Raw genomic sequence first — 22313 nt, forward strand, 5'->3', positions numbered from 1 at the left:
TCGGTATAGGCCGGCCCACGCTGGATCAGAGCGCCGCCCGAATTGTTGCAGATGCCGCCCAGCACCGAGGCCCCGATGCAGGAGGAGCCGATCACCGAATGCGGCTCGCGCCCGAGCGGCCGCAGGCGCTTCTCCAAGGAGTCCAGCGTGGCGCCGGGCAGGCAGACGACCTGCCGGCCGCCCTCGATCAGGTGGACGCCCTTGAGCCGCATGACGCTGATCAGGACGATCCCGCGGTCGTAATCCTCCCCCCAGGGGGTGGAACCGCCGGTCAGCCCGGTATTTGACGCCTGGAGGATCACCGCGCAGCCGGCCTCGACGGCGGCCTTCAGGACCCGCCACATCTCGACCAGGGAGCCGGGCCGCACCACCGCCGCCACGGGCCCCCCGCCATAGCGGAAGCCCCGGACATAGCGGCGCGTCTCGCGATCCGCCGTCAGGACATGGGCCGCGCCGGCGATGGCGCGCAGGCGGTTCAGGAGGTCGGCGTGCGAGGCCGCTCCTTGGGTTTCCGGTCGGGTCATGGCGGCTCCTCCCTGAAGCGCAGGCACCCGACGGCCAGATAGATGGCCAGGGCGTGTGCCGAAACGCTATTTGCCGTCTTTAGATGTGGTCTCGGTCCATTCGGACGGCGCTGTTAGTATCTGACGAGAGGCCGAATGTAGCCTTCTTGTCCGCTTTCGCAACAACGTTGGATTTTCCGTCATACTGATTTACTTGTATGCTGCTTTACTAGCGTCCGATCACGCCCTTGAGACCGCCGTGACCCTGCCGGGCCAGATAGAGGTCCAGAGCGTCCAGGTACACATCATGAGCTTTCCGGTTCTCGACGAAGCCCATCTCCTTGAATTTTCGCGCCACCTTGGGATGCAGATACAGCATCACGCGGGCAACATCGTCAGACTTGGGCGCCCGTTCGGAAGGAGATGCAGGGTATGCCGCCGGAGTGGTGTCTTTCGGCGAGGATGGCGCCTGTCCACCGTCCCGCAATGCTTCAAGCGAAGTGTCGCGTCCGTTCATAGCGCTTCATTCCCCGTCGTTTGCGGCACTGGATTCAGAGTGCTGAAGGTCTGGATGGGTATTCGGCGGCTGCGTGCCGACGAGGGACTTTTGCGGCCCTTCGAGAGCGGCTGGGGTTTGGGCTCGGCTCATCCAGGCTCCTCCCTGAAGCGCATGTCTGGCGGCGAGATCGCCACGGGGCGCCTTGAAGATATAATTACCTTACTGCGCGGCACGGTAAATTGATTTTACCAATCCAGTCAAGCGGAAAATTTATTGCGCCGCAGCGACCGCTTCGGGTAAGCTGCTATCGGGTCATGCGAAGCGGTTGAGGCCACGAGGCGCGCCATGAGAAGCGAACGGAGCAAGGGCGGCAGCGCCGCCGAAACCACCGCCCGGCATATCGAGGGGCTGATTCTCGAGGGTTCACTGCGCCCTGGCGATCCGCTCCTGCCGGAGCGCGAGATGGCGCTGCAGGTAGACGTCTCGCGCCCGACCCTCCGGCAGGGCCTGAAGATGCTCGAGGACAAGGGGCTGATCGTGTCCGACACCGCCGGCGGGCGCCGGGTGGCCCCGCTGGCCACCAGCATCACCGACCCCTTGATCGAGCTGATGTCGGATCGCGGCGAGGTGGTGGAGGATTATCTCGAGCTACGCGCCACGCTCGAAAGCATGGCAGCGCGGTTGGCGGCGACACGCGCCAACGACGTGGACCGCGCGACGCTCACCCGCTGCATGGAGCGCATCAACCTCGCCCATGACGAGGCCGAGTCCCGGAACGAGGCCGAGGCCGATGTCGACCTGCATCTCGCCGTCTACGAGGCCAGCCACAACATCGTGCTTCTGCACATCATGCGCGCGCTGTCGGGGATGCTGCGCAAGGGCGTCTTCCACAATCGCGAGAAGCTCTATGCCCGCTCCGAGGTCCGGGACGTGCTGCGCGACCAGCATCGCGCGATCTACGACGCCGTGATGGCGCGCGACCCGGCGGCGGCCGGAAAGGCGGCCGAGGACCACATGCTCTATACGCGGCGCGTCATGAGCGAGATCGCCGCCGCCGACGCCCGCCTCGAAATCTCGCTCCGCCGCATCCAGGGCGGCAATCTCAGCCCGCGATAGAGGCGGCCCTGGCCGGGGGCGACGATGTCGCAGTCCCGGCCATTGCGGCGGGTCCCTCCCCACGCATATCAGAATCGATCGAGCGGCCGGAGCGTGATCCGAAGCCGGCCGCCTGCGCCTCCCGGCCTCCTTCCGGCGCCGGCGCGCAGTCTCGGCCATCGGCCTCTCGCGCAGCGAAGGTAAGCGGGCGCATATGACGACAGCAAAGACGGATTCCGCGGGGCCTCGCGGCAAAGGCGGCCTGATCGCCGGCGTCGCGCTCGTCCTCGTCCTCGTCGGCGCCTGGGCGCTCTGGGCGTCCCGCCGAGCCGACGGGCGCCCGAGCCCCCGCGCAGACGCCGCCGTTCCGGTCTCGGTGACGGCCGTCGAGACCACGGATTTCCCCGTCTATCTCGACAGCCTCGGCACGGTCGAACCCTACGTCACCGTGACCGTGCGCAGCCGGGTGGACGGCCAGATCGTCAAGGTCGCCTTCAAGCAGGGACAAATGGTCAAGGAGGGCGACCTTCTCGTGCAGATCGACCCGCGCCCCTACCAGGCCGCCCTCGACCAGGCGCTGTCGAAGAAGGCGCAGGACGAGGCCAATCTCAAGAACGCGAAGGCGAATCTCGAGCGCTACAGAACGCTGAGCGCCCAGGACTTCGCCTCCCGCCAGCAGCTCGAGAACCAGCAATCCCTGGTCGACCAGCTCGTGGCGCAGATCGCCGGCGACCAGGGGGCGATCGACAATGCCCGGACCCAGCTCGACTATACGACCATCCGGGCGCCGCTCTCGGGCAAGACCGGCTTCCGCCTGATCGACCGCGGCAACATCGTGCACGCGAACGATCAGGCCGGCATCGTCACCATCGTCAAGCTCCAGCCGATCTCGGTGGTCTTCACCGCGCCCGAGGAGCAGGTCCAGCGCATCAACGAGGCCCTCGCCGCGCGCGAGGTTCCGGTCGTCGCGCTCAGCTCGGACGGGCGGCGGGAGCTGGGCCGGGGCCACCTCGCCCTGGTGAACAACGAGGTCGACCAGGCCGCCGGCACCATCCGCATGAAGGCGACCTTCGCGAACCAGGACAACAAGCTCTGGCCCGGCCTCTCGGTGAAGACGCGCCTCCTCGTCGAGACGCGCCGGGACGTCGCCGTCGTGCCGAGCGCCGCCGTGCAGCGCGGCCCGAAGGGGCTCTACGTGTTCGTCGTGGGGGCGGACCGCAAGGTCTCGGTGCAGCCCGTGACCGTCGACCACGAGGGCGACGGGCGCAGCCTCGTGACCGAGGGACTGAAGGCCGGGCAAATCGTGGTCACCGCCGGCCAGTACCGGCTCCAGCCCGGCTCCCTCGTCGAGACGGGGGAGCCGCCTGCGAGGACCGCCTCCAGCGCGGAGGAGCCCGTGCAATGAGCGAGGGCATTTCCGGGCCGTTCATCCGCTACCCGGTCGCGACCTCGCTCCTGATGGTCGCGATCGTCTTCGTCGGCATCATCGCCTATCCGCGCCTGCCGGTGGCGCCGCTGCCGCAGGTCGATTTCCCGACCATCCAGGTCACGGCCCAGCTTCCGGGGGCCGCCCCCGACACGATGGCCTCGGCCGTGGCCCAGCCGCTCGAGACGCAGTTCGCGCAGATCGCCGGCGTCGCCCAGATGACCTCGACGAGCACGCTCGGCTCGACCGCGATCGTCATCCAGTTCGACCTCGACCGCAATATCGACGCGGCGGCGAACGACGTGCAGGCGGCCATCAACGCCGCCGGCGGCCAGCTCCCTAAGAACCTGCCGAGCCCGCCCACCTACCGGAAGGTCAACCCCGCCGATTCTCCCATCCTCCTGATCGGGGCGACCTCCGCGACCCTGCCCTTGACGGAGGTCGACGACAACGTCGAGACCAAGCTCGCCCAGCAGATCAGCCAGATCTCGGGCGTCGCGCAGGTGCTGGTCGGCGGCCAGCAGAAGCCAGCCGTGCGCGTGCAGCTCGACCCCGCCAAACTCGTCGCCAAGGGGCTGTCGCTCGAGGACGTGCGCGGCCAGCTCGCCGTCGCGACCGCCAACGCCCCCAAGGGCACGATCGACGGCGGCAAGCGCACCTTCACGATCTACACGAATGACCAGATCACCCGCGCGACCGAGTGGAACGACACCGTCGTCGCCTTCCGCAACGGCGGCGCGGTCCGCGTGCGCGATATCGGCGAGGCCGTCATCGGCGCCCAGGACATGAAGCAGGCCGGCTGGGCGGACGGCAAGCGCGGCGTCTTCCTCGTCATCTTCAAGCAGCCCGGCGCGAACGTCATCGAGACGGTCGACAAGATCAAGGCGACGCTGCCGCGCCTCGTCGCCACGATCCCGGCCGGCATCGACATCTTCGTGCTCTCCGACCGCACCCAGACGATCCGCGCGGCGGTGCACGACGTCCAGTTCACGCTGCTCCTGACCATCGCGCTCGTGGTGATGGTGATCTTCCTCTTCCTGCGCAGCTTCTGGGCGACGGTGATCCCGAGCATCACGGTGCCGCTCTCGCTGCTCGGCTCCTGCGCGCTGATGTGGATCGCGGGCTACAGCCTCGACAACCTCTCGCTCATGGCACTCACGATCGCGGTCGGCTTCGTGGTGGACGACGCGATCGTCATGCTCGAGAACATTTCGCGCCATGTCGAGGAGGGCGTGCCCCCCTTCGAGGCCGCGATCATGGGCTCGCGCGAGATCGCCTTCACGATCGTCTCGATCAGCGTCTCCCTGATCGCGGTGCTGATCCCGCTTCTCCTGATGGGCGGGATCATCGGGCGCCTGTTCCGCGAATTCTCGGTCACCCTCTCGATGGCGATCGTCGTCTCGGCCTTCGTCTCGCTGACGCTCACGCCGATGATGGCCTCGCGCTTCCTGAAGCCGCCGCGCGAGAGCCATCACGGCCGCTTCTACGCCATGAGCGAGCGCGCCTTCGACGCCCTCCAGAACGCCTATGGGCGCGGGCTCGACATCGTGCTGCGGCACCAGTTCCCGACGCTGCTCGTCTTCTTCGCGACCGTGGCGCTCTCGGTGACGCTCTTCATGCTGATCCCGAAGGGCTTCTTTCCGCAGCAGGATACGGGCCTCATCACGGGCATCTCGGAGGCCGCCCAGGACGTCTCCTTCGCCGAGATCGCGCGGCTGCAGCAGGAGCTGGGCGACATCGTGCTCCGCGATCCGGCCGTGGACCACGTCGCGATGGCGGTCGGGGGCGCGGGCAACCCGTCCAATACGGGCCGCATGTTCGTCACCCTCAAGCCCCGCGACGACCGCGATGCCAGCGCCGACCAGATCATCGCCCGGCTGCGGCCGCAGCTCGACCGGGTCGAGGGCGCCCGCCTCTTCCTCCAGGCGGCGCAGGACGTGCGCGTCGGCGGGCGCGCCTCGCGCACGCAGTTCCAGTTCACGATCCAGAGTTCCGATGTCGGGGAGCTGAACACCTGGGCGCCCCGCCTCCTCGACAAGCTCAAGGCGCTGCCCGAATTGCGCGACGTCGCCACCGACCAGCAGACCGAGGGCACGACGCTCACGATCACGGTCAGCCGCGACCAGGCCGCCCGCTACGGCCTCACGACCCAGATGATCGACGACACGCTGTACGACGCCTTCGGCCAGCGCCAGATCGCCCAGTATTTCACGCAGGTCGCGAGCTACTACGTGGTCATGGAGGTGCTACCCGCCCTCCAGCACGACGTCTCGACCCTCGACAACATCTTCCTGCGCTCGCCCACGACCGGCGGGCAGGTCCCCCTCTCGGCCTTCGCCCGGTGGACGACGGTGCCCGTGCAGCCGCTCTCGATCAGCCACCAGGGGCAGTTCCCGGCGGTGACGATCAGCTTCAACCTCGCGCCGGGCGTGGCCCTCGGCCAGGCGACCGACGCCGTGGACAGGGTCCAGCGGGAGATCGGGCTGCCGGCGAGCATCATCAGCTCGTTCCAGGGCAACGCACAGGCGTTCCAGGCCTCGCTCGCGACGGTGCCGATGCTGATCCTGGCCGCCCTCTTCACCGTCTACCTGATCCTCGGCATCCTCTACGAGAGCTACATCCTGCCGCTCACGATCCTCTCGACGCTGCCCTCGGCCGGCGTCGGCGCGATCGCGACGCTCATGCTGTTCGGCTTCGACTTCAGCCTCATCGCGCTGATCGGCGTCGTGCTGCTCATCGGCATCGTGAAGAAGAACGGGATCATGATGGTGGATTTCGCCGTCGTGGCGCAGCGCGAGCAGGGGCTCGCGCCGATCGAGGCGATCCGGCGCGCCTGCCTGCTGCGGTTCCGCCCGATCATGATGACGACCATGGCCGCCATGCTGGGCGGGGTGCCGCTGATGCTCGGCACGGGGACGGGCACGGAGATCCGCCAGCCGCTCGGCTATGCGATGGTGGGCGGCCTCGCGGTCAGCCAGGTCCTGACCCTCTTCACGACGCCCGTCGTCTATCTCTACCTCGAGCGCCTCGCCGAATGGTTCGGGGAGGAGGAGAGCCATGCACCGGCGGGCGAGGCATCCGCCGCGCCGGGCGAATAGACTCCTGCGTCACAGCCGGCGGGACAGGACGCCGAGAGCCAGCACCGCATAGGCCCCGACGAAGAACTCCGTGCGGTGCCCGGCCACGAATTTCCCGACGGTCGGGATCTTCAAATACATGCTCGCGACGGCGAGGCCGATCAGCGCGAAAGAAAGCGCGAAGGTGAGGAGGCGGGGCGCGGAGAGGTTCATGCGCCCACTTGTCCCGCTCGTCCTTGACGAAGGGTGAAGTCCGCAAGCCGGCTCAATTCCAATCGGGATCGGCCGCGACCTCTTCGTTGTGCTGGCCGAGATGCGGCGCGGGCGCGCGGGCCACCGCCGGCTCGCCGTCGATGACGATCGGGCCGCGCAAGGTCGGCACGGTTCCCCCCCGAGCCTCGGGATCGGGAAGGTCGAAGGCCATCCGGCGGTGGACGACCTGCGGATCCTCGAAGACCTCCGGCAGCGTGTTGATCGGGCCCGCCGGGACCACGGCCTTCTCGAAGGCGGCGAGAAGATCGCCCTTGCGCCGCTTGCGCGTCTCGGCCGCCAGCATCGGCACGAGCGTGTCCCGATGGGCCGTGCGCGCCGGATTGGTCGCGAAGCGCTCGTCGTCGGCCCAGAAGGTGCCCAGCACCTCGCAGAGGCGCCGGAACTGGCCGTCATTGCCGCAGGCGATGACGATGTGCCCGTCCGAAGCCGGGAAGACCTGGTAGGGCACGATGGAGCTGTGCGCGTTGCCGTAGCGCGGCGGAGGCGAGCCGGTCAGGAGCTGGATCATGCCCTGGTTGCCCAGCACCGAGACCTGGGTGTCGAGAAGGGCCATGTCGATATGGCAGCCGCGCCCGCTGTTCCGGCGGCCCTCGAGGGCACCGAGGATGGCGACGGCCGAATACAGGCCGGTGAACACGTCGGCATAGGCGACGGCCGTCTTCATCGGCTCCCCCTCCGGCTCGCCCGTGATCGACATGATCCCGCCGATGCCCTGGATCATGAAGTCGTAGCCGCCGCGCGAGGCATAGGGGCCGTCCTGCCCGAACCCCGTGACGGAGCAATAGATCAGGCGCGGATTGACCTTCGACAGGCTCCCATAGTCGAGCCCGTATTTCCGCAAGCCCCCCACCTTGAAATTCTCGATGAGGATATCGGCCTTCGAGGCGAGGCAGCGGATCCTCTCCTGTCCCTCCGGCTTGTCCATCTCGACCGTGATCGAGCGCTTGCCGCGGTTGGTGGCGAGATAATATCCGGCCGTGCCCCGCTCCCCGCCCGCGGTCTCGACGAAGGGCGGACCCCAGCTCCTCGTATCGTCCCCCTCCCCCGGACGCTCGACCTTGACGACGTCGGCGCCGAGATCGGCAAGGGCCTGCCCGCACCAGGGCCCGGCCAGGATGCGGGCGAGTTCGAGGACGCGGATTCCCGCGAGAGGCTTCTGCGGCGACATCGGCTGTGTTCCTGCCCGGCTTCCGGCGAGCTTAGCAGGCCGCCGCCGCCACTGGCGAGGCTTCCCGGCAGGAAGCTCCGCTCAGGGAGCGCTCGCCTCGTCGAGGAGGGTGGTCTGCGCGGGCGACAGCTTCAGGCGCGTCGCAGCGAGCAAAGCCTCGATCTGCGCGGGCGTCGTCGCGCTGGCGATGGGCGCGGTCACGGCGGGCCGCGCCATCAGCCAGGCGAGCGCGACCGTGGCGGGCGCCGCTCCCGTCTCGCCCGCCACCGCGTCCAGGGCGCCGAGAATGCGCAGGCCGCGCGGATTCATGTATTTCGGAATGGAGCGGGCGCCGCGCGGGCTCTTGGCGTAATCGGCCTCCGAGCGGTACTTGCCCGTCAGGAACCCGGCCGCCAGCGAGAAATAGCCGATCACCCCGACCTCGTTCTCGACGCAGACGCGCTCGAGCGCGCCCTCGAAGGAGGCGCGGTCATAGAGGTTGTATTCCGGCTGCATCGATTCGTAGCGCGGCAGCCCCTGTGCGGCCGACAGGTCGAGGGCCTCCTGGAGTCGCCCGGCGGAGAAGTTCGAGGCGCCGATCACCCGCACCTTGCCGGCCTCGATCAGGCGCTGATAGGCGCCGAGCGTCTCCGCCTGCGGCGTGTCGGGGTCGTCCTTGTGCGACTGATAGAGATCGATCCGGTCGGTTTGCAGACGGCGGAGCGAGTCCTCGACCGCGCGCGCGACATAGGCCGGGCTCAGCCCGACCTTGCCCTCGCCCATCTCCATGCCGACCTTGGTGGCGAGGACGATGCGGTCGCGGCAGCCGCGATCCTTCATCCAGCGCCCGATGATCGCCTCCGATTCGCCGCCCTCGTGGCCCGCCACCCAGCGGGAATAGACGTCCGCCGTGTCGAGGAAGGTGAGGCCGCTCTCCAGCAGGCGGTCGAGCAGGGCGAAGGACGTCGCCGCGTCGACGGTCCAGCCGAAGATGTTGCAGCCGAAGCAAAGCGGGGGAACCGACAGCTCCGAGCGGCCGAGACGACGCAATTCCATGGCTCTCACTCCTCGTCCGGCTCTTCGCGCTTGAGCCCCTTGAGCTTGGCGAAGACGGATTCGACGTCGATCTTCTCGTGCCCGTCGCGCGCCCTGGAGAGGTCGTGGAAATCGGGCTCGGAAGCGCCCGCGGCCGTCGTGACCTCGGCCGGCAGCAGCGTCTGGCCCGCCTCGGCGACCTCGTGGGCCGGCCGGTCCTTGGCCGCGCGCTGCACCTCGAAATCGAGGTCGATCTGCGAGGTCAGCCCGAGCGTCACCGGGTCCATGGGCTGGAGGCTCGCCGAGTTCCAGTGGGTGCGGTCGCGGATCTGGGCGATCGTGCTCTTGGTGGTGCCGACGAGGCGCATGATCTGCGCGTCCTTCAGCTCGGGATGGTTGCGCAGGAGCCAGAGGATGGCGTTGGGACGGTCGTGGCGCCGCGAGACGGGCGTGTAGCGGGCGCCCCGCCGCACCGTCTTCATCTCGGGGAGCTTCACCTTCGAGACCGACATGCGGAGCCGGTAATCGGGATTGGCCTGGGCGCGGTCGATCTCCTCGCGCGTGAGCTGGCCGTTGCCGGTGGGGTCGGCGCCCTTGATTCCCGCCGCGACCTCGCCGTCGGCGATGCCCTTCACCTCGAGCGGATGCAGGTGGCAGAACTCGGCGATCTGCTCGAAGGTGAGCGAGGTGTTCTCCACGAGCCACACGGCCGTCGCCTTCGGCATCAGCGGGGCTTGCGACATGACGGTTCTCCTCAGGGCGGCGTCGGCGGGGCGGACGCATTTCCGCCGTGCTCAGACAAGACCTCGTCCGAAGCGCCGACTTCCCGGTGATTGCGGAATGGGCGTTATATAGGCGAGGCCGCGGGGCGGCGCAAAGGGCTTTCGGCGGGAGGCGGCGATGCGGGAAGAGGATGCCGAGGCAAGGCCGGGGAAGCCGGTCGCGCACGAAATCGGCTGCGACCTTTCGGCCGTCTCGGTCGACGAGCTGGACGAGCGCATCGCGCTCCTCGCGGAGGAGATGGAGCGGCTGCGCGCCGAGAAGGAGCGCAAGCGCGCCTCGCGCGCCGCGGCGGACGCCTTCTTCCGCTGAGCCCGCCCCCCGGGCACGCGCTTTCGGAGAAGGACAGCGCCCATGTGCCCTTTCCTGTGCCCTTTCGGCGCAGCGGCTGGCCGGGCTTAACTTATCTTTAAGGTTTCCGATCCATAACGAAGCCGTCCAGTCTTCTGGATCTCGAGTGGCCCGCCACTCTGTTTGATGCCTCCCTGTTGAACACCTTTCGCCGCCCCTCACCGGGCGGCTTTTTTTTGGCTCTCCGGGCGACACCCGCCCTCCCGGCCGGCCCCATGTTAACCTTGATGAAGACTTAACGAGGCGCCCGGCCCGCGGCGGCGCTAGGCTTGCTGTCGGCGGGAAGGCCCGGGATCGACCGTATCAATCGGGACGGCCGGGCATGGGGACGTACATATGGCGATGGAAGTGGATCGCATCGGGCGCGGCCGGGTCGAGGAGGCCGTTGCGCCTCTCTCGTTCGGCGCGACGTTCGTGAAGTCGGAATCGTTCAAGACGCTGTTTCGTGACGGGATGGCGCTCGTCGAGACCACGGCCTGCTATCTCGACGGCGACGGGCGCGCCGAATCCAACCGGCTCTCGCGCAAGGCGGCGCTTGCCTATGCCAGCGAAAGCATGCGCCTCACCACGCGCCTCATGCAGGTCGCCTCCTGGCTTCTCGTCCAGCGCGCGCTCGCCGAAGGCGAGATCACCCCGGCCCAGGCGCGGCGCGAGAGGGACCGCGTCAAGCTCGCCCCCCAGGAGCGCCCCCTTCCCGACGACCAGTTCGAGGAAATGCCCGAGGCCATCCGCACCCTCATCGCCCAGTCCCTGCGCCTGCATGCGCGGGTCGTGCATCTCGACAGGCTCCTCGGCGAGGGGATTTCGACCCCCGCCCGCAGCCCGGTCTCGCAGCAGCAGCGCCTTCTGCGCTCCATGTTCGAGATCGAATAGGCCCTCAGGACGGAAAGGGAGCCGCCTCGCAGGCGTTCCGGTCCCCCGCAAAAAGACGCGCCATCCTGCGCAGCAATTCCCGGCAGACGGCCGGATCCGGGCTGCCGCTCCGGCCGCGCTCGAAGGTCCCGCCCACCACGACGCAATCATGGCGCGGGAACAGGTATTGCAGCCATTCGCGCCCCTCTTCGCCCGAGGGGCAGGAATAGCCGCTGAGGAGATAGTTGAGCTTCGGCTGGGGCGGAAGCAGCACGAGCTGGCCCTTGACGGGGACCATGGCCTCGTCCCCCCAGAGGCTTCCGGCGCCGAGGCCGGTGCAGTTCACGACGACCTTTTCCGGCAGGGCGGCGATCTCCTCGCGCGAGGCGAAAAGCCGCCGGACCATGCGGATGTTCGGCGAGCGGCGCAGGTCCCGGAGCAGCCGCCGCAGGAAGATCGGCGGCTCGACGAGCAGGGTCTCGAAGGAGCGCCCGGGCCCGCCGAGCCGCGAGAAGGGCAGCGCGGCAAGGCAGCGCGGCCCCGGGAGGAGGTCGCGCGGCAGGCGGTCGAAGCCGGAGGTCGGCTGGAGCACGAAATTGCGCCGCCGGAAGACGCCGAACCCGCCTCCCCCCGCCTCGTGCATGCGGAAGGAATCGCGCAGGATCTGCTCGTGATCCCCCCGCCCCTCATGGGCGACGCTCGCCGGCAGCCATTGCCCGCCGGCGATGTCGGAGGTCGTATGCGGGGGAAAGCTGGCGGCATAGATCGTGATCTTCAGGCCGAGCCTCAGCTCGTCGAGGAGGGCGGCGGCGGTGAGCCCCATCGCGCCCGCGCCGAGGACGGCGATCCCGGGAAAGCGGCTGCGCTGCTCGTAATCGAGATAGATGCGCCTCGCCTGGAGCGCGCAGCCCCAGCTCATGGTGATGCCCGCCCCGCCATGCCCGTAATTGTGGATGACGAAGCTGTCGCCTTCCTGGACGCCTTCGAGGCGATACGAGCCCCGGCGAAACGGCCGCTCGCCGGCCACGAAGCGCAGGACGGAGCGAAAATCCGGCGAGGCTCGTAGCGGCTCCCTCGCGTCGCAGGCGGGAGCCTCCTCCGCGAAGGCCGGGGATGCGAGGGCGGCGGCGACGGCCGCGGCGGCGAGCCGCAGCGCCTCCCGGCGCGAGCCCGGCAGGAAACCTCCCTCCGCGGGAGGCGGGATGCCCGGTCGGGGCAGGCCCGTCAGCCGCGGGGACACCGCGCCTCGATCGCGTCCCAGACCGGCACCGCGATATCGGGGCCGCCGAGCTTCCTGATCGCGCGGATGCCGGTCGGCGAGGTGACGTTGATCTCGGTGAGATTGCCGTCGATCACGTCGATGCCGACGAGGAGGAGGCCCTGCGCCTTCAGCTCGGGCCCGATCGTCGCGCAGATCTCGCGCTCGCGCTCGGTCAGCTCGGTCGCGTTCGCGGCCCCGCCGCGCACCATGTTGGAGCGCAGGTCGTTCTCCGCCGGCACGCGGTTCACCGCCCCGAGCGCCTCCCCGTCGACGAGGAGGATGCGCTTGTCGCCCTCCGTGATCCTGGGCAGGAATTGCTGCACCACCCAGGGCTCGCGGAAGGTCACGGAGAAGAGGTCGAAGAGGGAGCCGAAATTGGGGTCCTTCGGCAGGATGCGGACGACGGCCGCCCCGCCATGGCCGTGCAGCGGCTTCATGACGATCTCGCCGTATTCGCGCCGGAACGCCTCGATCTCCTGCTTGTCGCGCGTGATCAGCGTCGGCGGCATGAGCTGCGGGAATTGCGTGACGAAGATCTTCTCCGGCGCGTTACGGACGCTGACGGGGTCGTTCACCACCAGCGTCGAGGGCGCGATGCGCTCGAGGAGATGGGTCGCGGTGATATAGGCGATGTCGAAGGGCGGGTCCTGGCGCATCAGGACGACGTCGGCCTCGGCGAGGTTCATCCGGGCCGGCGCGCCCAGCGTCGCGTGGTCGCCCTCGACGTCGCGGACGGACAGGTCCTCCACCCGCGCCGAAACGATGCCGTCCCGCATGGAGAGGCGGTCGGGCGTGTAGTGCAGCAGCCGGTGGCCGCGCCTCTGCGCCTCGAGCAGGAGCGCGAAGGTCGTATCGCCCGCGATTCGGATGGAGCGGATCGAATCCATCTGGACGGCGACGGTGAGGGACATGCGGGGCTCCGGCCGGAATCGGGCGGACCATAACGGCTCGGGCCGCCGTGTCATCACCTCTGTTCGGCGGCAAGGACTCTGCAAGCCCAGGCAGGGCGATCGGGGATGACAGGGGGTACTTCAGCCGATCGGCCCGCCCGCCCGGAAATTTGATTGTGTTCTGGGCAGCCGGCGGGCAAAGCTTTGGCCACAGAGGACGCATAGTCCCACGTCCGGGAGGAAACGCATGCTGGCCGCGCTCGGCTTCGGCACGATTGCCGTCTTTCTCGCCGCGATCATGACGAAGCGGCTCTCCGTGCTGGTCGCGCTGATTCTCGTCCCGCTCGTCTTCGCGCTTCTCGGCGGCTTCGCCCCGCAGCTCGGCAAGATGATGGCCGACGGCCTCATCCGCGTCGCGCCGGTCGGCATCATGATCATGTTCGCCGTGCTCTATTTCGGCATGATGCTCGATGTCGGGCTGTTCGATCCGCTCATCAAGGGCCTGCTCAGGCTCGTCGGGGGCGACCCGCTCAAGGTCGTGATCGCGACCGCCATCCTGACGATGATGGTGGCGCTCGACGGCGACGGCGCCACCACCTTCATGATCACGGTCTCGACCTTCCTGCCCGTCTACCTGCGGCTCGGCATGAGCCGGCTCGTCCTGTCGGGCACGGTCGCGCTCGCGGCGGGCGTGATGAACATCCTGCCCTGGGGCGGCCCCACCGCCCGCGCCATGGCGGTGCTGCAAAAGGATTCGGCGACGATCTTCACGCCCGTCATCCCGGCCATGGTGGCGGGCGTCGCCTGGGTCTTTCTCGTGGCCTGGTGGCTCGGGCGCGGCGAGCGCAAGAGGGTCGGCATCCTGGACGTCACCCACGATTTCGACGAGCACCTGACCGAGGAGCAGGTCGCCAAGCGCCGCCCGAAGCTGTTCTGGTTCAACCTCGTCCTGACCGTGATCCTCGTGGTGGCGCTCCTCGTCGGCCTCATGCCGCTCCAGATCCTGTTCATGGTCGCCTTCGCGATCGCGCTTCCCGTGAACTACCGGACATGGCCCGAGCAGCAGAGGATGATCCTCGGCCATGCCGAGAACGTCGTGACGGTCTGCACCATGATCTTCGCCGCCGGCATCTTCACGGGCATCCTCACCGGAACGAAGATGATCGAGGCCATGGCGCAGTCGGTCGTCGCGATCGTGCCGACCTCGCTCGGCCCCTATCTTCCGGTCCTGGTGGCGATCCTCAGCATGCCGCTGAGCCTCGTCTTCACGCCCGACGCCTTTTATTTCGGCGTGCTGCCGATCCTGTCCCAGGCCGGCGCCTCCTTCGGCGTCGAGCCCGCCGCGATGGGCCGCGCCGCGATCCTCGGGCAGATGACGACCGGCTTCCCGCTCTCGCCGTTGACCGCCTCGACCTTCATCCTGATCGGCCTGTCGGGAGTCGATCTCGGCGACCATCAGCGCTTCATCTTCAAATGGGCCTTCGGGACCACCCTGGTCATGACCCTCGTCGCCTTCGCGACGGGCGTGCTGAGCTGAGGAGACCGCGATGCGAACCATCCGCATGGGCGCCGGCGCCGGCTATTCCGGCGACCGCATCGAGCCCGCCGTGGAACTCGCCGCGAAGGGCGGCCTCGACTATCTCGTCTTCGAATGCCTCGCCGAGCGCACCATCGCCCTCGCCCAGCAGGCGAAGCTGAAGGACCCGGCCTCGGGCTACGATCCGCTTCTCGTCGAGCGCATGAAGGCGGTGCTGCCGCTCTGCGCGAAGGGCGGCATCAAGCTCGTCACCAACATGGGCGCGGCGAACCCTCTCGCCGCCGCGGAGAAGGTGCGCGAGGTGGCGCGCTCCTTCGGCATCAAGGGGCTGAAGGTCGCCGCCGTCACGGGCGACGACGTGCTGGAGGCCGTCCGTTCGGGCGACTATCGGATCGAGGAGACGGGCGGGCGCATCGCCGATCTCGGCAACCGCGTCGTCTCGGCCAACGCCTATATGGGCGCCCGGCCGATCGCCGAGGCGCTGGCGCGGGGCGCCGACGTCGTCGTGACGGGGCGGGTGGGCGATCCCGCCCTCTATCTCGGGCCGCTGATCCACGAATTCGGCTGGTCGCTCGACGACTGGGACAAGCTCGGCAAGGGCACGGTGGTCGGCCATCTCCTCGAATGCGCGGGCCAGGTGACGGGCGGCTATTTCGCCGATCCGGGCCTGAAGGACATCGAGGGGCTGGGCCGGCTCGGCTTTCCGATCGGCATCGTCGGCGAGGACGGCAGCGTCGTCGTGACCAAGGTGGACGGCTCGGGCGGCGCCGTGACGGAGGCCACCTGCAAGGAGCAGATCCTCTACGAGGTCCACGACCCGGAGAAATATTTCCAGCCCGACGTCGTCGCCGATTTCTCGCAACTGCGCGTCGAGGAAATCGGCCCCGACCGGGTGCGGGTCGAGGGCGGCACGGGCCATCCGAAGACGGGGCTTCTCAAGACCTCCGTCGGCTATGTCGACAGCTTCGTCGGCGAGGGGCAGATCTCCTATGCCGGCCCGGGCGCGCTCGCGCGCGGGCGGCTGGCGCTGGACATCGTGCGCGAGCGGCTCGCCCTCTCGGGCGTCCGCATGAGCGAGGCACGCTACGACCTGATGGGCGTCGATTCGCTGCACGGGGCGGCGCGCTCGGCCTCCTCCGATCCCTGGGAGGTGCGCATCCGCGTCGCCGGCCGCACGGAGTCGCTGGCGGAGGCGGTGAGGATCGGCAACGAGGTCGAGACGCTCTATACCAACGGCCCGGCCGGCGGGGGCGGCGCGGGCAAATCCGCCCGCGAGATCGTGGCCGTCCTGTCCGTGCTCGTGCCCGAGGGGCTGACGAGCCCCGCCGTCACCATGCTGGAGAGCTGAGGATGAAGCTGCGCGCGCTCGCCCATTCGCGCACCGGCGACAAGGGCAACACCTCCAACATCTCGGTCATCGCCTATCGGCCTGAGGATTATCCGCGCCTCGTCCGGCACGTGACGGCCGAGCGGGTGCGCGCGCATTTCGCCGGCATCGTCCACGGCGAGGTGCTGCGCTACGAACTGCCCTCGCTCGGCGCCCTGAACTTCGTGATGAAGGACGCCCTCGGCGGCGGCGTCACCCGCTCCCTCGCCATCGACGCCCACGGCAAGAGCCTCAGCTCCGCCCTGCTCGACATGGAGATCCCGGAGGAGGATGGAACCGACTGAAGAGCGCATTCGGGCGAGCTTCGCCCGCCAGGGCTTGATGCGCACCCTCGGGGCGAGCCTCGGGGAGGTCTCGCCGGGGCGGGTCGAGATCGCCCTCGTCCCGCGGCCGGACCTCTCGCAGCAGCACGGCTTCGTCCATGCCGGGGCTGTGAGCGCCATCGCCGACAGCGCCGCGGGCTATGCCGCCCTCAGCCTGATGCCGCCGGGCCGGGGCGTGCTCACGACCGAGTTCAAGATCAACCTCCTGGCGCCTGCGGCGGGCGAGCGCATCGTCGCGCAGGGCGAGGTGGTCAAGGCGGGGCGCACGCTGACGCTCGCCCAGGCCAGGGTCTTCGCCGAAAGCGGGGGCAAGGCGCGCCTCGTCGCCCTCCTGACGGCCACCATGATGGCGATCGAGGGCCGGGACAGCATCGCCGACTGAGCCGCGCCCGTTCACTCGCGCTTGAAGAGCCCCCGCGTCAGATCCTCCGCGAAATATTCGATCCGCAGCGCGCTCGCCTTGCCCTTGGCCCGCTGGAAATCCAGCCGGGACAGGGAACCGGGCGGCGGGTCCTCGCCCTCGGGCGCGAAGACGAAGGTGTCGCCGTCCCAATGGCGCAGCGGATACACTTTCGCGCCCTCGTTCCCCATGACGAGGATCAGGTTGCCGCCCTTGCGGGCGATCACCGCATCGCCGAAATAGGCGTTGGCGTAGAAGCCGAGATAGGCGTCGTCGTCGGCGGGCGGCTTCGGCCGGGCCGGGGGCTCCTTCCCGACCAGCGAACCGAAAGGCCGGCTCATCGGGGCGTAGAGCCCGGCATAGGCCGCGTACCAGTCGCGCGTGACGGAGCCGAACTGCGCGAGGTCGGCGAACTCGGCCCCCAGCGCCTCGACCGCGCCGGTCGGGGCGGCGTTGGAGAGGACGACGATCCCGAGATCGAGCGAAGGGATCAACTGGAGATAGGTCGCCGCGCCGAGCGCGAAGCCGCCGGAATGGGAGAGCATCACGCGGCCCGAGGGCGTGACCCCGACGCCCATGCCGAAGCCGTAGAAGCCGCCGCGATCGGCCGCCGTCTGCGGCGGCGCGGAGAGCATCTGCGGTCGCAGGCCCCCGAGCCGCGCCGCCCCCTCGACGACCGGCCTGCCCCGCGCCATGCGGCCCGCAAGCACCATCGCCATCCAGCGCGCCATGTCGTGGGGGGACGAACTGACCCCGCCGGCAGGCGATTGCGCATCCGGCTTGCGCTGGAAGCGCGGCTGGTAGGAGCCCTCGACCATGACATGGTTGACGGCGCGGTTGTCTCGCTCTTCGAAGTCCTCGAAGCGCGAGCTGGTTCGCGTCATGCCGAGCGGGCGGTAGATCGCCTCTTCGGACAGCGTCGCCCAGTCGCGCCCGGATGCGGCTGCGACCGCCTCCGCCCCCGCCGTCAGGCCGAAATTCGTATACGCGTAATGCGCCCGGAACGGCGCGAGCGGCAGATGGCGCAGCCTCCTGAGGATGTCCGGGCGCTCGTAGTCGAGTTGCTCGAGCATGTCGCCGCCATGGTCGGGCAGCCCGGAACGATGGGCGAAGAGATCGCCGACTGTGACCTGTTTCGTCACCCAGGGATCGGACAAGGCGAACCAGGGCAGGAGCTTCGCCACCGGGCTGTCCCAGCGCACGACGCCGCGGCCGACCTGCGCCGCGACCACGCTCGCCGCGACCGGCTTCGAGACCGAGGCGAGCTGGAAGACGGTGTCGGCATCGACGACCCCCGCCTCGCCAGCCTTGCGCAGGCCGAAGCCCTTCACGTAGACCGCGCGCCCGTCCCGGACGACCGCGACCGAGAGGCCGGGAATGCCGGCTTTGCGCAGCAGGTCGGCGGCCAATTCGTCGAGCCTGGCGATCGCGGCGTCGATCCGCTCGGGCGGGACCGGCACGGCCGAGGCGCGCGGCGGGGGCGCGGCCGGATCGATCGCGCCTTCGAACGCCTCGCCGCGCTGCGGCAGCAAACACAGAAGCGCCACCGCCGCGACGGGTCCGAAACGCGACATGAGCCCCTCCCCGACGCCCCGTGCGGCGGCGGCCGACCTTATGGCAATCTCGCGGGACGGGAAATCCATCCCCCTCCCCCCGCTTGCGGCGGGGAGAGGGGCGTGGGCGGCAGGCGCGATGCGTAAACCGGATAGAGCACGGCGACGAGTCGGGATGACAGGCGCCCTCAGCCGCGCCGGGCGGCCTCGATCGCGGCGACGTCGATCTTGCGCATGGTCATCATGGCGGCGAAAGCGCGCTTCGCTTCCTCGCCCCCGGCCATGAACGCCTCGGTCAGCGCACGAGGCGTGATCTGCCAGGAAATGCCCCAGCGATCCTTGCACCAGCCGCAGGCGCTCTCCTGGCCGCCATTGCCGACGATGGCGTTCCAGTAGCGGTCCGTCTCCTCCTGGTCGTCGGTCGCGACCTGGAAGGAGAAGGCTTCGCTGTGCCGGAAGAGCGGCCCACCATTGAGCCCGAGGCAGGGAATGCCGAGGACGGTGAACTCGACCGTCAGCACGTCCCCCGCCTTGCCGCTGGGAAAGTCGCCGGGCGCGCGGTGGACGGCCTTCACAGCGCTATCGGGAAAGGTCTGCGCATAAAACCGGGCAGCTGCCTCGGCGTCCTTGTCGTACCACAGGCAGATCGTATTCTTGGGAATGGACATGGGGACTCTTAGGTCGAGAGGGCTTGCCGCGTCAGCTTGGCCTCGCCCCATGGCATGCAGTTTTTCATATTTCCATTGAAATCGCAAATTTTTACATGCAAATGAGCGTTTTCAAAGGCACCTTGGAGGATTCGGCATGTCCATGAGCCATTCGGGCGCCAGAAAGCTCAACGCGCAGAAGCTTCGGGACATGGGCTATCGGCCTGGCCCCACCGACGAAAGCTTTTCAGATTTCGTCAAGATGAAGGTCCTAGCTCGAAAGCGTATCGAACAATACGGCAATCCCTTCGGAGCCAACGCGTTCCCGATGATACTCGCGCAGCACAAGGAGCTTCTTCGAAACGTCTGTGTCAGGGTCGATGCGCCGCGCATTGCTGAGCTGGATGCCGTCACCGAGATCCTGGATTGCAACAAGCAGGAATTCGTCCTCGAGCTTCTGGTGGCAGGCATCGAGCAGGCGAAGGCCGCGCTCCGCGAGGCGGGCCTGGAGTCCGTGTTCGACGCCGCCGTGGACAGGAAGCTGGAAGAGGCAGGTTTCACCGTCGCTCCTCCCCACGAGGATGGATTCTGGAGAACCCTCTATCGCGGCGAGCAGGTCATCAACAGGAACGCCGCCCAGCACGAGAAGGCGGCAGGCGCCCTCTCCCGCACGATTAAGGACACGCTGCCGGACCGCGACGAATAAGCCCCCGCTCTATGTTTTCAAAAACAAAAATGCATATTAAAAATGTATAAATCAAAATCGAATACATAGCCATGACTAACATACGCCACTTAGGAGAGATACATATTCAATCTGCAAAAACAAAGGCCTTACAGCTATTTGCTTTTTCTGGAGCGATTTTCCCAGGAGAATGGATTGATTCATACGTCCAGGAAGTGACACGAGTTCTTCTTGAATTTGCGTTTCACGCTCGTCGCGTAAATCAGCTATGCGGCATTGACGTTAAAAAATTATCTTCAATTAAGATTATGCCAGTTACTATATCAAAAAATGACCCAAGCGATTGGATAGAAAAATACAGTGATGCACTTAATTATTTAATACACGCAAAAGAATTTACATTTGGAAATTGCCACACAGATCATCGTATCCTATTCACAAACACAAAAAGCAATTTAATACCCTTATATGTGCGTGTGACTACCGATCAAAAGCCCGTCGGAACAATAAGCCTCTTTGGGCTGTCTCACTGCTTCTTGTCGGAAATTATTCCGCTTAGTCGCGATAAATTTCCTAATTGGGATTTTTAGCAATTCTTACCTCAAGCCCCCCCACAGTCCGGCTTGAAACGATCAATAATACCGCACCTCTTCGCCCCTTCCCCCGCCCCGCGACCTCGTGTATAGCCCCCACGTCCCTCGGATGGCGCAGCCTCCGCGGACGCAGATTCGCGACAATCCGACCGTGCTGGACGACATCCCGGCCCGGCCGCTTCCGCGAAGGGCGCGTGAGCGCCCGACCTACCCTCTTTCGCAAAGGATATTCGATGTCGATCACGGTCGAGCGCAAGAAGTCGCTCATCATCGAGCATGCCCGCAAGTCCGGCGATACGGGCTCGCCCGAGGTCCAGGTGGCCATCCTCACGGAGCGGATCACGAACCTCACCGAGCATTTCAAGTCGCACAAGAAGGACAACCATTCGCGGCGCGGCCTGCTCAAGCTCGTCTCCTCGCGGCGCTCCCTTCTCGACTACCTCAAGAAGAAGGACGAGGCGCGCTACAGGAAGCTGATCGAGAAGCTCGGCATCCGTCGCTGAGACCCGTCCGCCGGGACATCCCGGCGGATTTCGCATGTTCGGGGCGGAGGGCTGCCCCGAACAAACCTGCCGGCCAGGACAGGCCGGCCCAACTGCCGGGCCGGAGCGTGGCCATGGCAGGATCGCAGGAGGCTCGCACGGCCACAGGCCGCCGCGGGCCGAGCCTCCCGCCGTCTTGCTCATGGCGCCTCGGCGCGAGCCCGGCTCGCATGTCAAGGTGAAACCATGTTCGACATTCAACGCGAAGAACTGATGTGGGGCGGGCGCAAGCTCGTCCTGGAGACCGGCAAGATGGCCCGCCAGGCCGACGGCGCCGTCGTCGCGACCTATGGCGAGACCGCCGTGCTCGCCACCGTCGTCTCCATGAAGGAGCCGAAGCCCGGCTTCGACTTCTTCCCGCTCACGGTGAACTACCAGGAGCGCACCTATGCCGCCGGCCGCATCCCGGGCGGCTATTTCAAGCGCGAGGGCCGGCCGACCGAGAAGGAGACGCTGACGTCGCGCCTCATCGACCGTCCGATCCGCCCCCTCTTCGCCGAGGGCTACAAGAACGACACGCAGATCGTCGTCACGGTGCTCAGTCACGACCTCGAGAACGATCCCGACATCGTCGGCATGGTCGCGACCTCCGCCGCGCTGACGCTGTCCGGCGTGCCCTTCATGGGCCCGATCGGCGCCGCCCGCGTCGGCTGGACGGGTTCCTCCTACAAGCTCAACCCGCAGATCTCCGAGATGGAGGGCGCGCTGCTCGACCTCGTGGTCGCCGGCACCGCCGACGCCGTGCTCATGGTCGAGTCGGAGGCCAAGGAACTGTCCGAGGAGGTCATGCTCGGCGCCGTCATGTTCGGCCACAAGCATTTCCAACCGGTCATCGAGGCCATCATCCGCCTTGCCGAGAAGGCCGCCAAGGAGCCGCGTGACTTCACCGCTCCCGATCTCTCCGAGATCGAGAAGGTGATCCTGGAGATTGCCGAGCACGACCTGCGCGATGCCTACAAGATCACCGAGAAGCAGGCCCGCTACGCCGCCGTCGACGCGGCCAAGCACAAGGTGATGACCGCGCTCGTCCCGGCCGAGGGCGAGGCCCGCTTCAACCCGGAAAAGGTCAAGACCGCCTTCAAGGAGGTCCAGGCCAAGATCGTGCGCTGGAACATCCTCGACACGAAGAGCCGCATCGACGGGCGCGACCTCACGACGGTCCGCCCGATCGTCTCCGAGGTCGGCATCCTTAACCGCACCCACGGCTCGGCGCTCTTCACGCGCGGCGAGACGCAGGCGCTGGTCGTGGCGACCCTCGGCACCGGCGAGGACGAGCAATATATCGACGCGCTGGAAGGCACCCGCAAGGAGAACTTCCTCCTGCACTACAACTTCCCGCCCTATAGCGTCGGCGAGACCGGCCGCATGGGCTCGCCCGGCCGCCGCGAGATCGGCCACGGCAAGCTCGCCTGGCGCGCCATCCACCCGATGCTGCCCCCGGCGCACGAATTCCCCTA

The 22313-nt window shown here is 67.6% G+C and carries 23 protein-coding genes; 13 read left to right on the forward strand and 10 right to left on the reverse strand.

Annotation, left to right across the window (positions count from 1 at the left end; genetic code table 11):
• Nucleotides 1–524, reverse strand: a 524-nt coding sequence (locus PKD06_RS12810; protein ID WP_324380621.1) for an FAD-binding protein, incomplete at its 3' end; no start/stop codon positions are given.
• 208 nt (nucleotides 525–732) lie between these two features.
• Nucleotides 733–1020: a hypothetical protein gene (locus PKD06_RS12815; RefSeq protein WP_324380623.1), complete on the reverse strand. Its 288-nt coding sequence runs from the start codon at nucleotides 1018–1020 to the stop codon at nucleotides 733–735.
• A 327-nt stretch (nucleotides 1021–1347) separates the two neighbouring features.
• On the opposite strand from PKD06_RS12815, the gene PKD06_RS12820 reads away from it, so the two are divergent.
• The 3 genes from PKD06_RS12820 to PKD06_RS12830 all read left to right on the forward strand — a co-directional run bounded on the left by PKD06_RS12820 (nucleotide 1348) and on the right by PKD06_RS12830 (nucleotide 6621).
• Nucleotides 1348–2118: an FCD domain-containing protein gene (locus PKD06_RS12820; RefSeq protein WP_324380625.1), complete on the forward strand. Its 771-nt coding sequence runs from the start codon at nucleotides 1348–1350 to the stop codon at nucleotides 2116–2118.
• A 193-nt stretch (nucleotides 2119–2311) separates the two neighbouring features.
• On the forward strand, nucleotides 2312–3502 hold the full coding sequence (locus PKD06_RS12825) for an efflux RND transporter periplasmic adaptor subunit (protein WP_324380627.1): 1191 nt from the start codon (nucleotides 2312–2314) through the stop codon (nucleotides 3500–3502).
• Nucleotides 3499–6621: a multidrug efflux RND transporter permease subunit gene (locus tag PKD06_RS12830; RefSeq protein WP_324380629.1), complete on the forward strand. Its 3123-nt coding sequence runs from the start codon at nucleotides 3499–3501 to the stop codon at nucleotides 6619–6621. Before PKD06_RS12825 ends, PKD06_RS12830 begins: the two co-directional genes overlap by 4 nt.
• Before the next feature lie 9 nt (nucleotides 6622–6630).
• Here the strand turns inward: PKD06_RS12830 and PKD06_RS12835 are convergent, their stop codons facing one another.
• From PKD06_RS12835 to PKD06_RS12850, 4 genes are all read right to left on the reverse strand, one after another.
• Nucleotides 6631–6813: a hypothetical protein gene (locus PKD06_RS12835; protein WP_324380631.1), complete on the reverse strand. Its 183-nt coding sequence runs from the start codon at nucleotides 6811–6813 to the stop codon at nucleotides 6631–6633.
• A 52-nt stretch (nucleotides 6814–6865) separates the two neighbouring features.
• On the reverse strand, nucleotides 6866–8041 hold the full coding sequence (locus PKD06_RS12840; RefSeq protein WP_324380633.1) for a CaiB/BaiF CoA-transferase family protein: 1176 nt from the start codon (nucleotides 8039–8041) through the stop codon (nucleotides 6866–6868).
• A gap of 81 nt (nucleotides 8042–8122) precedes the next feature.
• Complete coding sequence (locus tag PKD06_RS12845; RefSeq protein ID WP_324380635.1) at nucleotides 8123–9076, reverse strand: aldo/keto reductase; 954 nt, start codon at nucleotides 9074–9076, stop codon at nucleotides 8123–8125.
• Nucleotides 9077–9081: 5 nt separating this feature from the next.
• Nucleotides 9082–9798, reverse strand: a complete 717-nt coding sequence (locus PKD06_RS12850) for a cell cycle transcriptional regulator TrcR (protein WP_324380637.1) — start codon at nucleotides 9796–9798, stop codon at nucleotides 9082–9084.
• A gap of 157 nt (nucleotides 9799–9955) precedes the next feature.
• On the opposite strand from PKD06_RS12850, the gene PKD06_RS12855 reads away from it, so the two are divergent.
• A complete protein-coding gene (locus tag PKD06_RS12855; protein ID WP_324380639.1) occupies nucleotides 9956–10147 on the forward strand; it encodes a DUF1192 domain-containing protein in 192 nt (63 codons plus the stop codon).
• A gap of 381 nt (nucleotides 10148–10528) precedes the next feature.
• On the forward strand, nucleotides 10529–11059 hold the full coding sequence (locus PKD06_RS12860) for a DUF1465 family protein (protein WP_324380665.1): 531 nt from the start codon (nucleotides 10529–10531) through the stop codon (nucleotides 11057–11059).
• 4 nt (nucleotides 11060–11063) lie between these two features.
• On the opposite strand, the gene PKD06_RS12865 is transcribed toward PKD06_RS12860, so the two are convergent.
• Both PKD06_RS12865 and gshB read right to left on the reverse strand, forming a co-directional pair.
• Entirely contained in the window at nucleotides 11064–12278 is a 1215-nt protein-coding gene (locus tag PKD06_RS12865) for an FAD-dependent oxidoreductase (RefSeq protein ID WP_324380641.1), read from the reverse strand.
• A complete protein-coding gene (gene gshB / locus PKD06_RS12870) occupies nucleotides 12263–13210 on the reverse strand; it encodes a glutathione synthase (RefSeq protein WP_324380642.1) in 948 nt (315 codons plus the stop codon). Before gshB ends, PKD06_RS12865 begins: the two co-directional genes overlap by 16 nt.
• Nucleotides 13211–13436: 226 nt before the next feature.
• Here gshB and PKD06_RS12875 point away from each other — a divergent pair, with 226 nt between their 5' ends.
• Genes PKD06_RS12875 through PKD06_RS12890 form a run of 4 tightly spaced genes read left to right on the forward strand, consistent with a single transcriptional unit; the run spans nucleotide 13437 to nucleotide 16818 of the window.
• Nucleotides 13437–14726: a citrate:proton symporter gene (locus PKD06_RS12875; protein WP_324380644.1), complete on the forward strand. Its 1290-nt coding sequence runs from the start codon at nucleotides 13437–13439 to the stop codon at nucleotides 14724–14726.
• 10 nt (nucleotides 14727–14736) lie between these two features.
• Nucleotides 14737–16074: an acyclic terpene utilization AtuA family protein gene (locus PKD06_RS12880; protein ID WP_324380646.1), complete on the forward strand. Its 1338-nt coding sequence runs from the start codon at nucleotides 14737–14739 to the stop codon at nucleotides 16072–16074.
• 2 nt (nucleotides 16075–16076) lie between these two features.
• The gene (locus PKD06_RS12885; RefSeq protein ID WP_324380648.1) at nucleotides 16077–16397 is read left to right on the forward strand and encodes a hypothetical protein; all 321 of its coding nucleotides are present in this window, start codon (nucleotides 16077–16079) and stop codon (nucleotides 16395–16397) included.
• Nucleotides 16384–16818 carry a PaaI family thioesterase gene (locus tag PKD06_RS12890; RefSeq protein ID WP_324380650.1) on the forward strand — a complete coding sequence of 145 codons (435 nt, stop codon included), beginning with the start codon at nucleotides 16384–16386 and terminating at the stop codon, nucleotides 16816–16818. The genes PKD06_RS12885 and PKD06_RS12890 overlap by 14 nt, the downstream gene beginning before the upstream one ends.
• Nucleotides 16819–16829: 11 nt before the next feature.
• Here PKD06_RS12890 and PKD06_RS12895 read toward each other — a convergent pair whose 3' ends face one another.
• Entirely contained in the window at nucleotides 16830–18410 is a 1581-nt protein-coding gene (locus PKD06_RS12895) for a serine hydrolase (protein WP_324380652.1), read from the reverse strand.
• A 167-nt stretch (nucleotides 18411–18577) separates the two neighbouring features.
• Nucleotides 18578–19057 carry a VOC family protein gene (locus tag PKD06_RS12900; protein ID WP_324380655.1) on the reverse strand — a complete coding sequence of 160 codons (480 nt, stop codon included), beginning with the start codon at nucleotides 19055–19057 and terminating at the stop codon, nucleotides 18578–18580.
• 136 nt (nucleotides 19058–19193) lie between these two features.
• On the opposite strand from PKD06_RS12900, the gene PKD06_RS12905 reads away from it, so the two are divergent.
• From PKD06_RS12905 to pnp, 4 genes are all read left to right on the forward strand, one after another.
• A complete protein-coding gene (locus PKD06_RS12905) occupies nucleotides 19194–19742 on the forward strand; it encodes a hypothetical protein (RefSeq protein WP_324380657.1) in 549 nt (182 codons plus the stop codon).
• A 71-nt stretch (nucleotides 19743–19813) separates the two neighbouring features.
• Nucleotides 19814–20311 (forward strand): hypothetical protein, encoded by a 498-nt coding sequence (locus PKD06_RS12910; protein ID WP_324380659.1) that lies wholly within the window; start codon nucleotides 19814–19816, stop codon nucleotides 20309–20311.
• Between the two features lie 236 nt (nucleotides 20312–20547).
• The gene (gene rpsO / locus PKD06_RS12915; RefSeq protein WP_324380661.1) at nucleotides 20548–20817 is read left to right on the forward strand and encodes a 30S ribosomal protein S15; all 270 of its coding nucleotides are present in this window, start codon (nucleotides 20548–20550) and stop codon (nucleotides 20815–20817) included.
• A gap of 225 nt (nucleotides 20818–21042) precedes the next feature.
• The coding region (gene pnp, locus PKD06_RS12920; protein ID WP_324380663.1) for a polyribonucleotide nucleotidyltransferase at nucleotides 21043–22313 on the forward strand (1271 nt) is incomplete at its 3' end.

The sequence above is a fragment of the Enterovirga sp. genome, assembly GCF_035325185.1.
In the GTDB taxonomy this organism is placed as follows: Bacteria; Pseudomonadota; Alphaproteobacteria; order Rhizobiales; family Beijerinckiaceae; genus Enterovirga.

What these genes read in the sequence shown, in the direction of transcription:
- PKD06_RS12910 (WP_324380659.1), top strand. Translation starts at nt 19,814, where the DNA reads ATGACTAACATACGCCACTTAGGAGAGATACATATTCAATCTGCAAAA.
- PKD06_RS12825 (WP_324380627.1), top strand. Translation starts at nt 2,312, where the DNA reads ATGACGACAGCAAAGACGGATTCCGCGGGGCCTCGCGGCAAAGGCGGC.
- PKD06_RS12905 (WP_324380657.1), top strand. Translation starts at nt 19,194, where the DNA reads ATGTCCATGAGCCATTCGGGCGCCAGAAAGCTCAACGCGCAGAAGCTT.
- PKD06_RS12815 (WP_324380623.1), bottom strand. Translation starts at nt 1,020, where the DNA reads ATGAACGGACGCGACACTTCGCTTGAAGCATTGCGGGACGGTGGACAG.
- PKD06_RS12860 (WP_324380665.1), top strand. Translation starts at nt 10,529, where the DNA reads ATGGAAGTGGATCGCATCGGGCGCGGCCGGGTCGAGGAGGCCGTTGCG.
- PKD06_RS12895 (WP_324380652.1), bottom strand. Translation starts at nt 18,410, where the DNA reads ATGTCGCGTTTCGGACCCGTCGCGGCGGTGGCGCTTCTGTGTTTGCTG.
- PKD06_RS12845 (WP_324380635.1), bottom strand. Translation starts at nt 9,076, where the DNA reads ATGGAATTGCGTCGTCTCGGCCGCTCGGAGCTGTCGGTTCCCCCGCTT.
- PKD06_RS12850 (WP_324380637.1), bottom strand. Translation starts at nt 9,798, where the DNA reads ATGTCGCAAGCCCCGCTGATGCCGAAGGCGACGGCCGTGTGGCTCGTG.
- PKD06_RS12880 (WP_324380646.1), top strand. Translation starts at nt 14,737, where the DNA reads ATGCGAACCATCCGCATGGGCGCCGGCGCCGGCTATTCCGGCGACCGC.
- PKD06_RS12830 (WP_324380629.1), top strand. Translation starts at nt 3,499, where the DNA reads ATGAGCGAGGGCATTTCCGGGCCGTTCATCCGCTACCCGGTCGCGACC.
- PKD06_RS12840 (WP_324380633.1), bottom strand. Translation starts at nt 8,041, where the DNA reads ATGTCGCCGCAGAAGCCTCTCGCGGGAATCCGCGTCCTCGAACTCGCC.
- PKD06_RS12820 (WP_324380625.1), top strand. Translation starts at nt 1,348, where the DNA reads ATGAGAAGCGAACGGAGCAAGGGCGGCAGCGCCGCCGAAACCACCGCC.
- rpsO (WP_324380661.1), top strand. Translation starts at nt 20,548, where the DNA reads ATGTCGATCACGGTCGAGCGCAAGAAGTCGCTCATCATCGAGCATGCC.
- PKD06_RS12835 (WP_324380631.1), bottom strand. Translation starts at nt 6,813, where the DNA reads ATGAACCTCTCCGCGCCCCGCCTCCTCACCTTCGCGCTTTCTTTCGCG.
- PKD06_RS12875 (WP_324380644.1), top strand. Translation starts at nt 13,437, where the DNA reads ATGCTGGCCGCGCTCGGCTTCGGCACGATTGCCGTCTTTCTCGCCGCG.
- PKD06_RS12885 (WP_324380648.1), top strand. Translation starts at nt 16,077, where the DNA reads ATGAAGCTGCGCGCGCTCGCCCATTCGCGCACCGGCGACAAGGGCAAC.
- PKD06_RS12855 (WP_324380639.1), top strand. Translation starts at nt 9,956, where the DNA reads ATGCGGGAAGAGGATGCCGAGGCAAGGCCGGGGAAGCCGGTCGCGCAC.
- PKD06_RS12890 (WP_324380650.1), top strand. Translation starts at nt 16,384, where the DNA reads ATGGAACCGACTGAAGAGCGCATTCGGGCGAGCTTCGCCCGCCAGGGC.
- PKD06_RS12900 (WP_324380655.1), bottom strand. Translation starts at nt 19,057, where the DNA reads ATGTCCATTCCCAAGAATACGATCTGCCTGTGGTACGACAAGGACGCC.
- gshB (WP_324380642.1), bottom strand. Translation starts at nt 13,210, where the DNA reads ATGTCCCTCACCGTCGCCGTCCAGATGGATTCGATCCGCTCCATCCGA.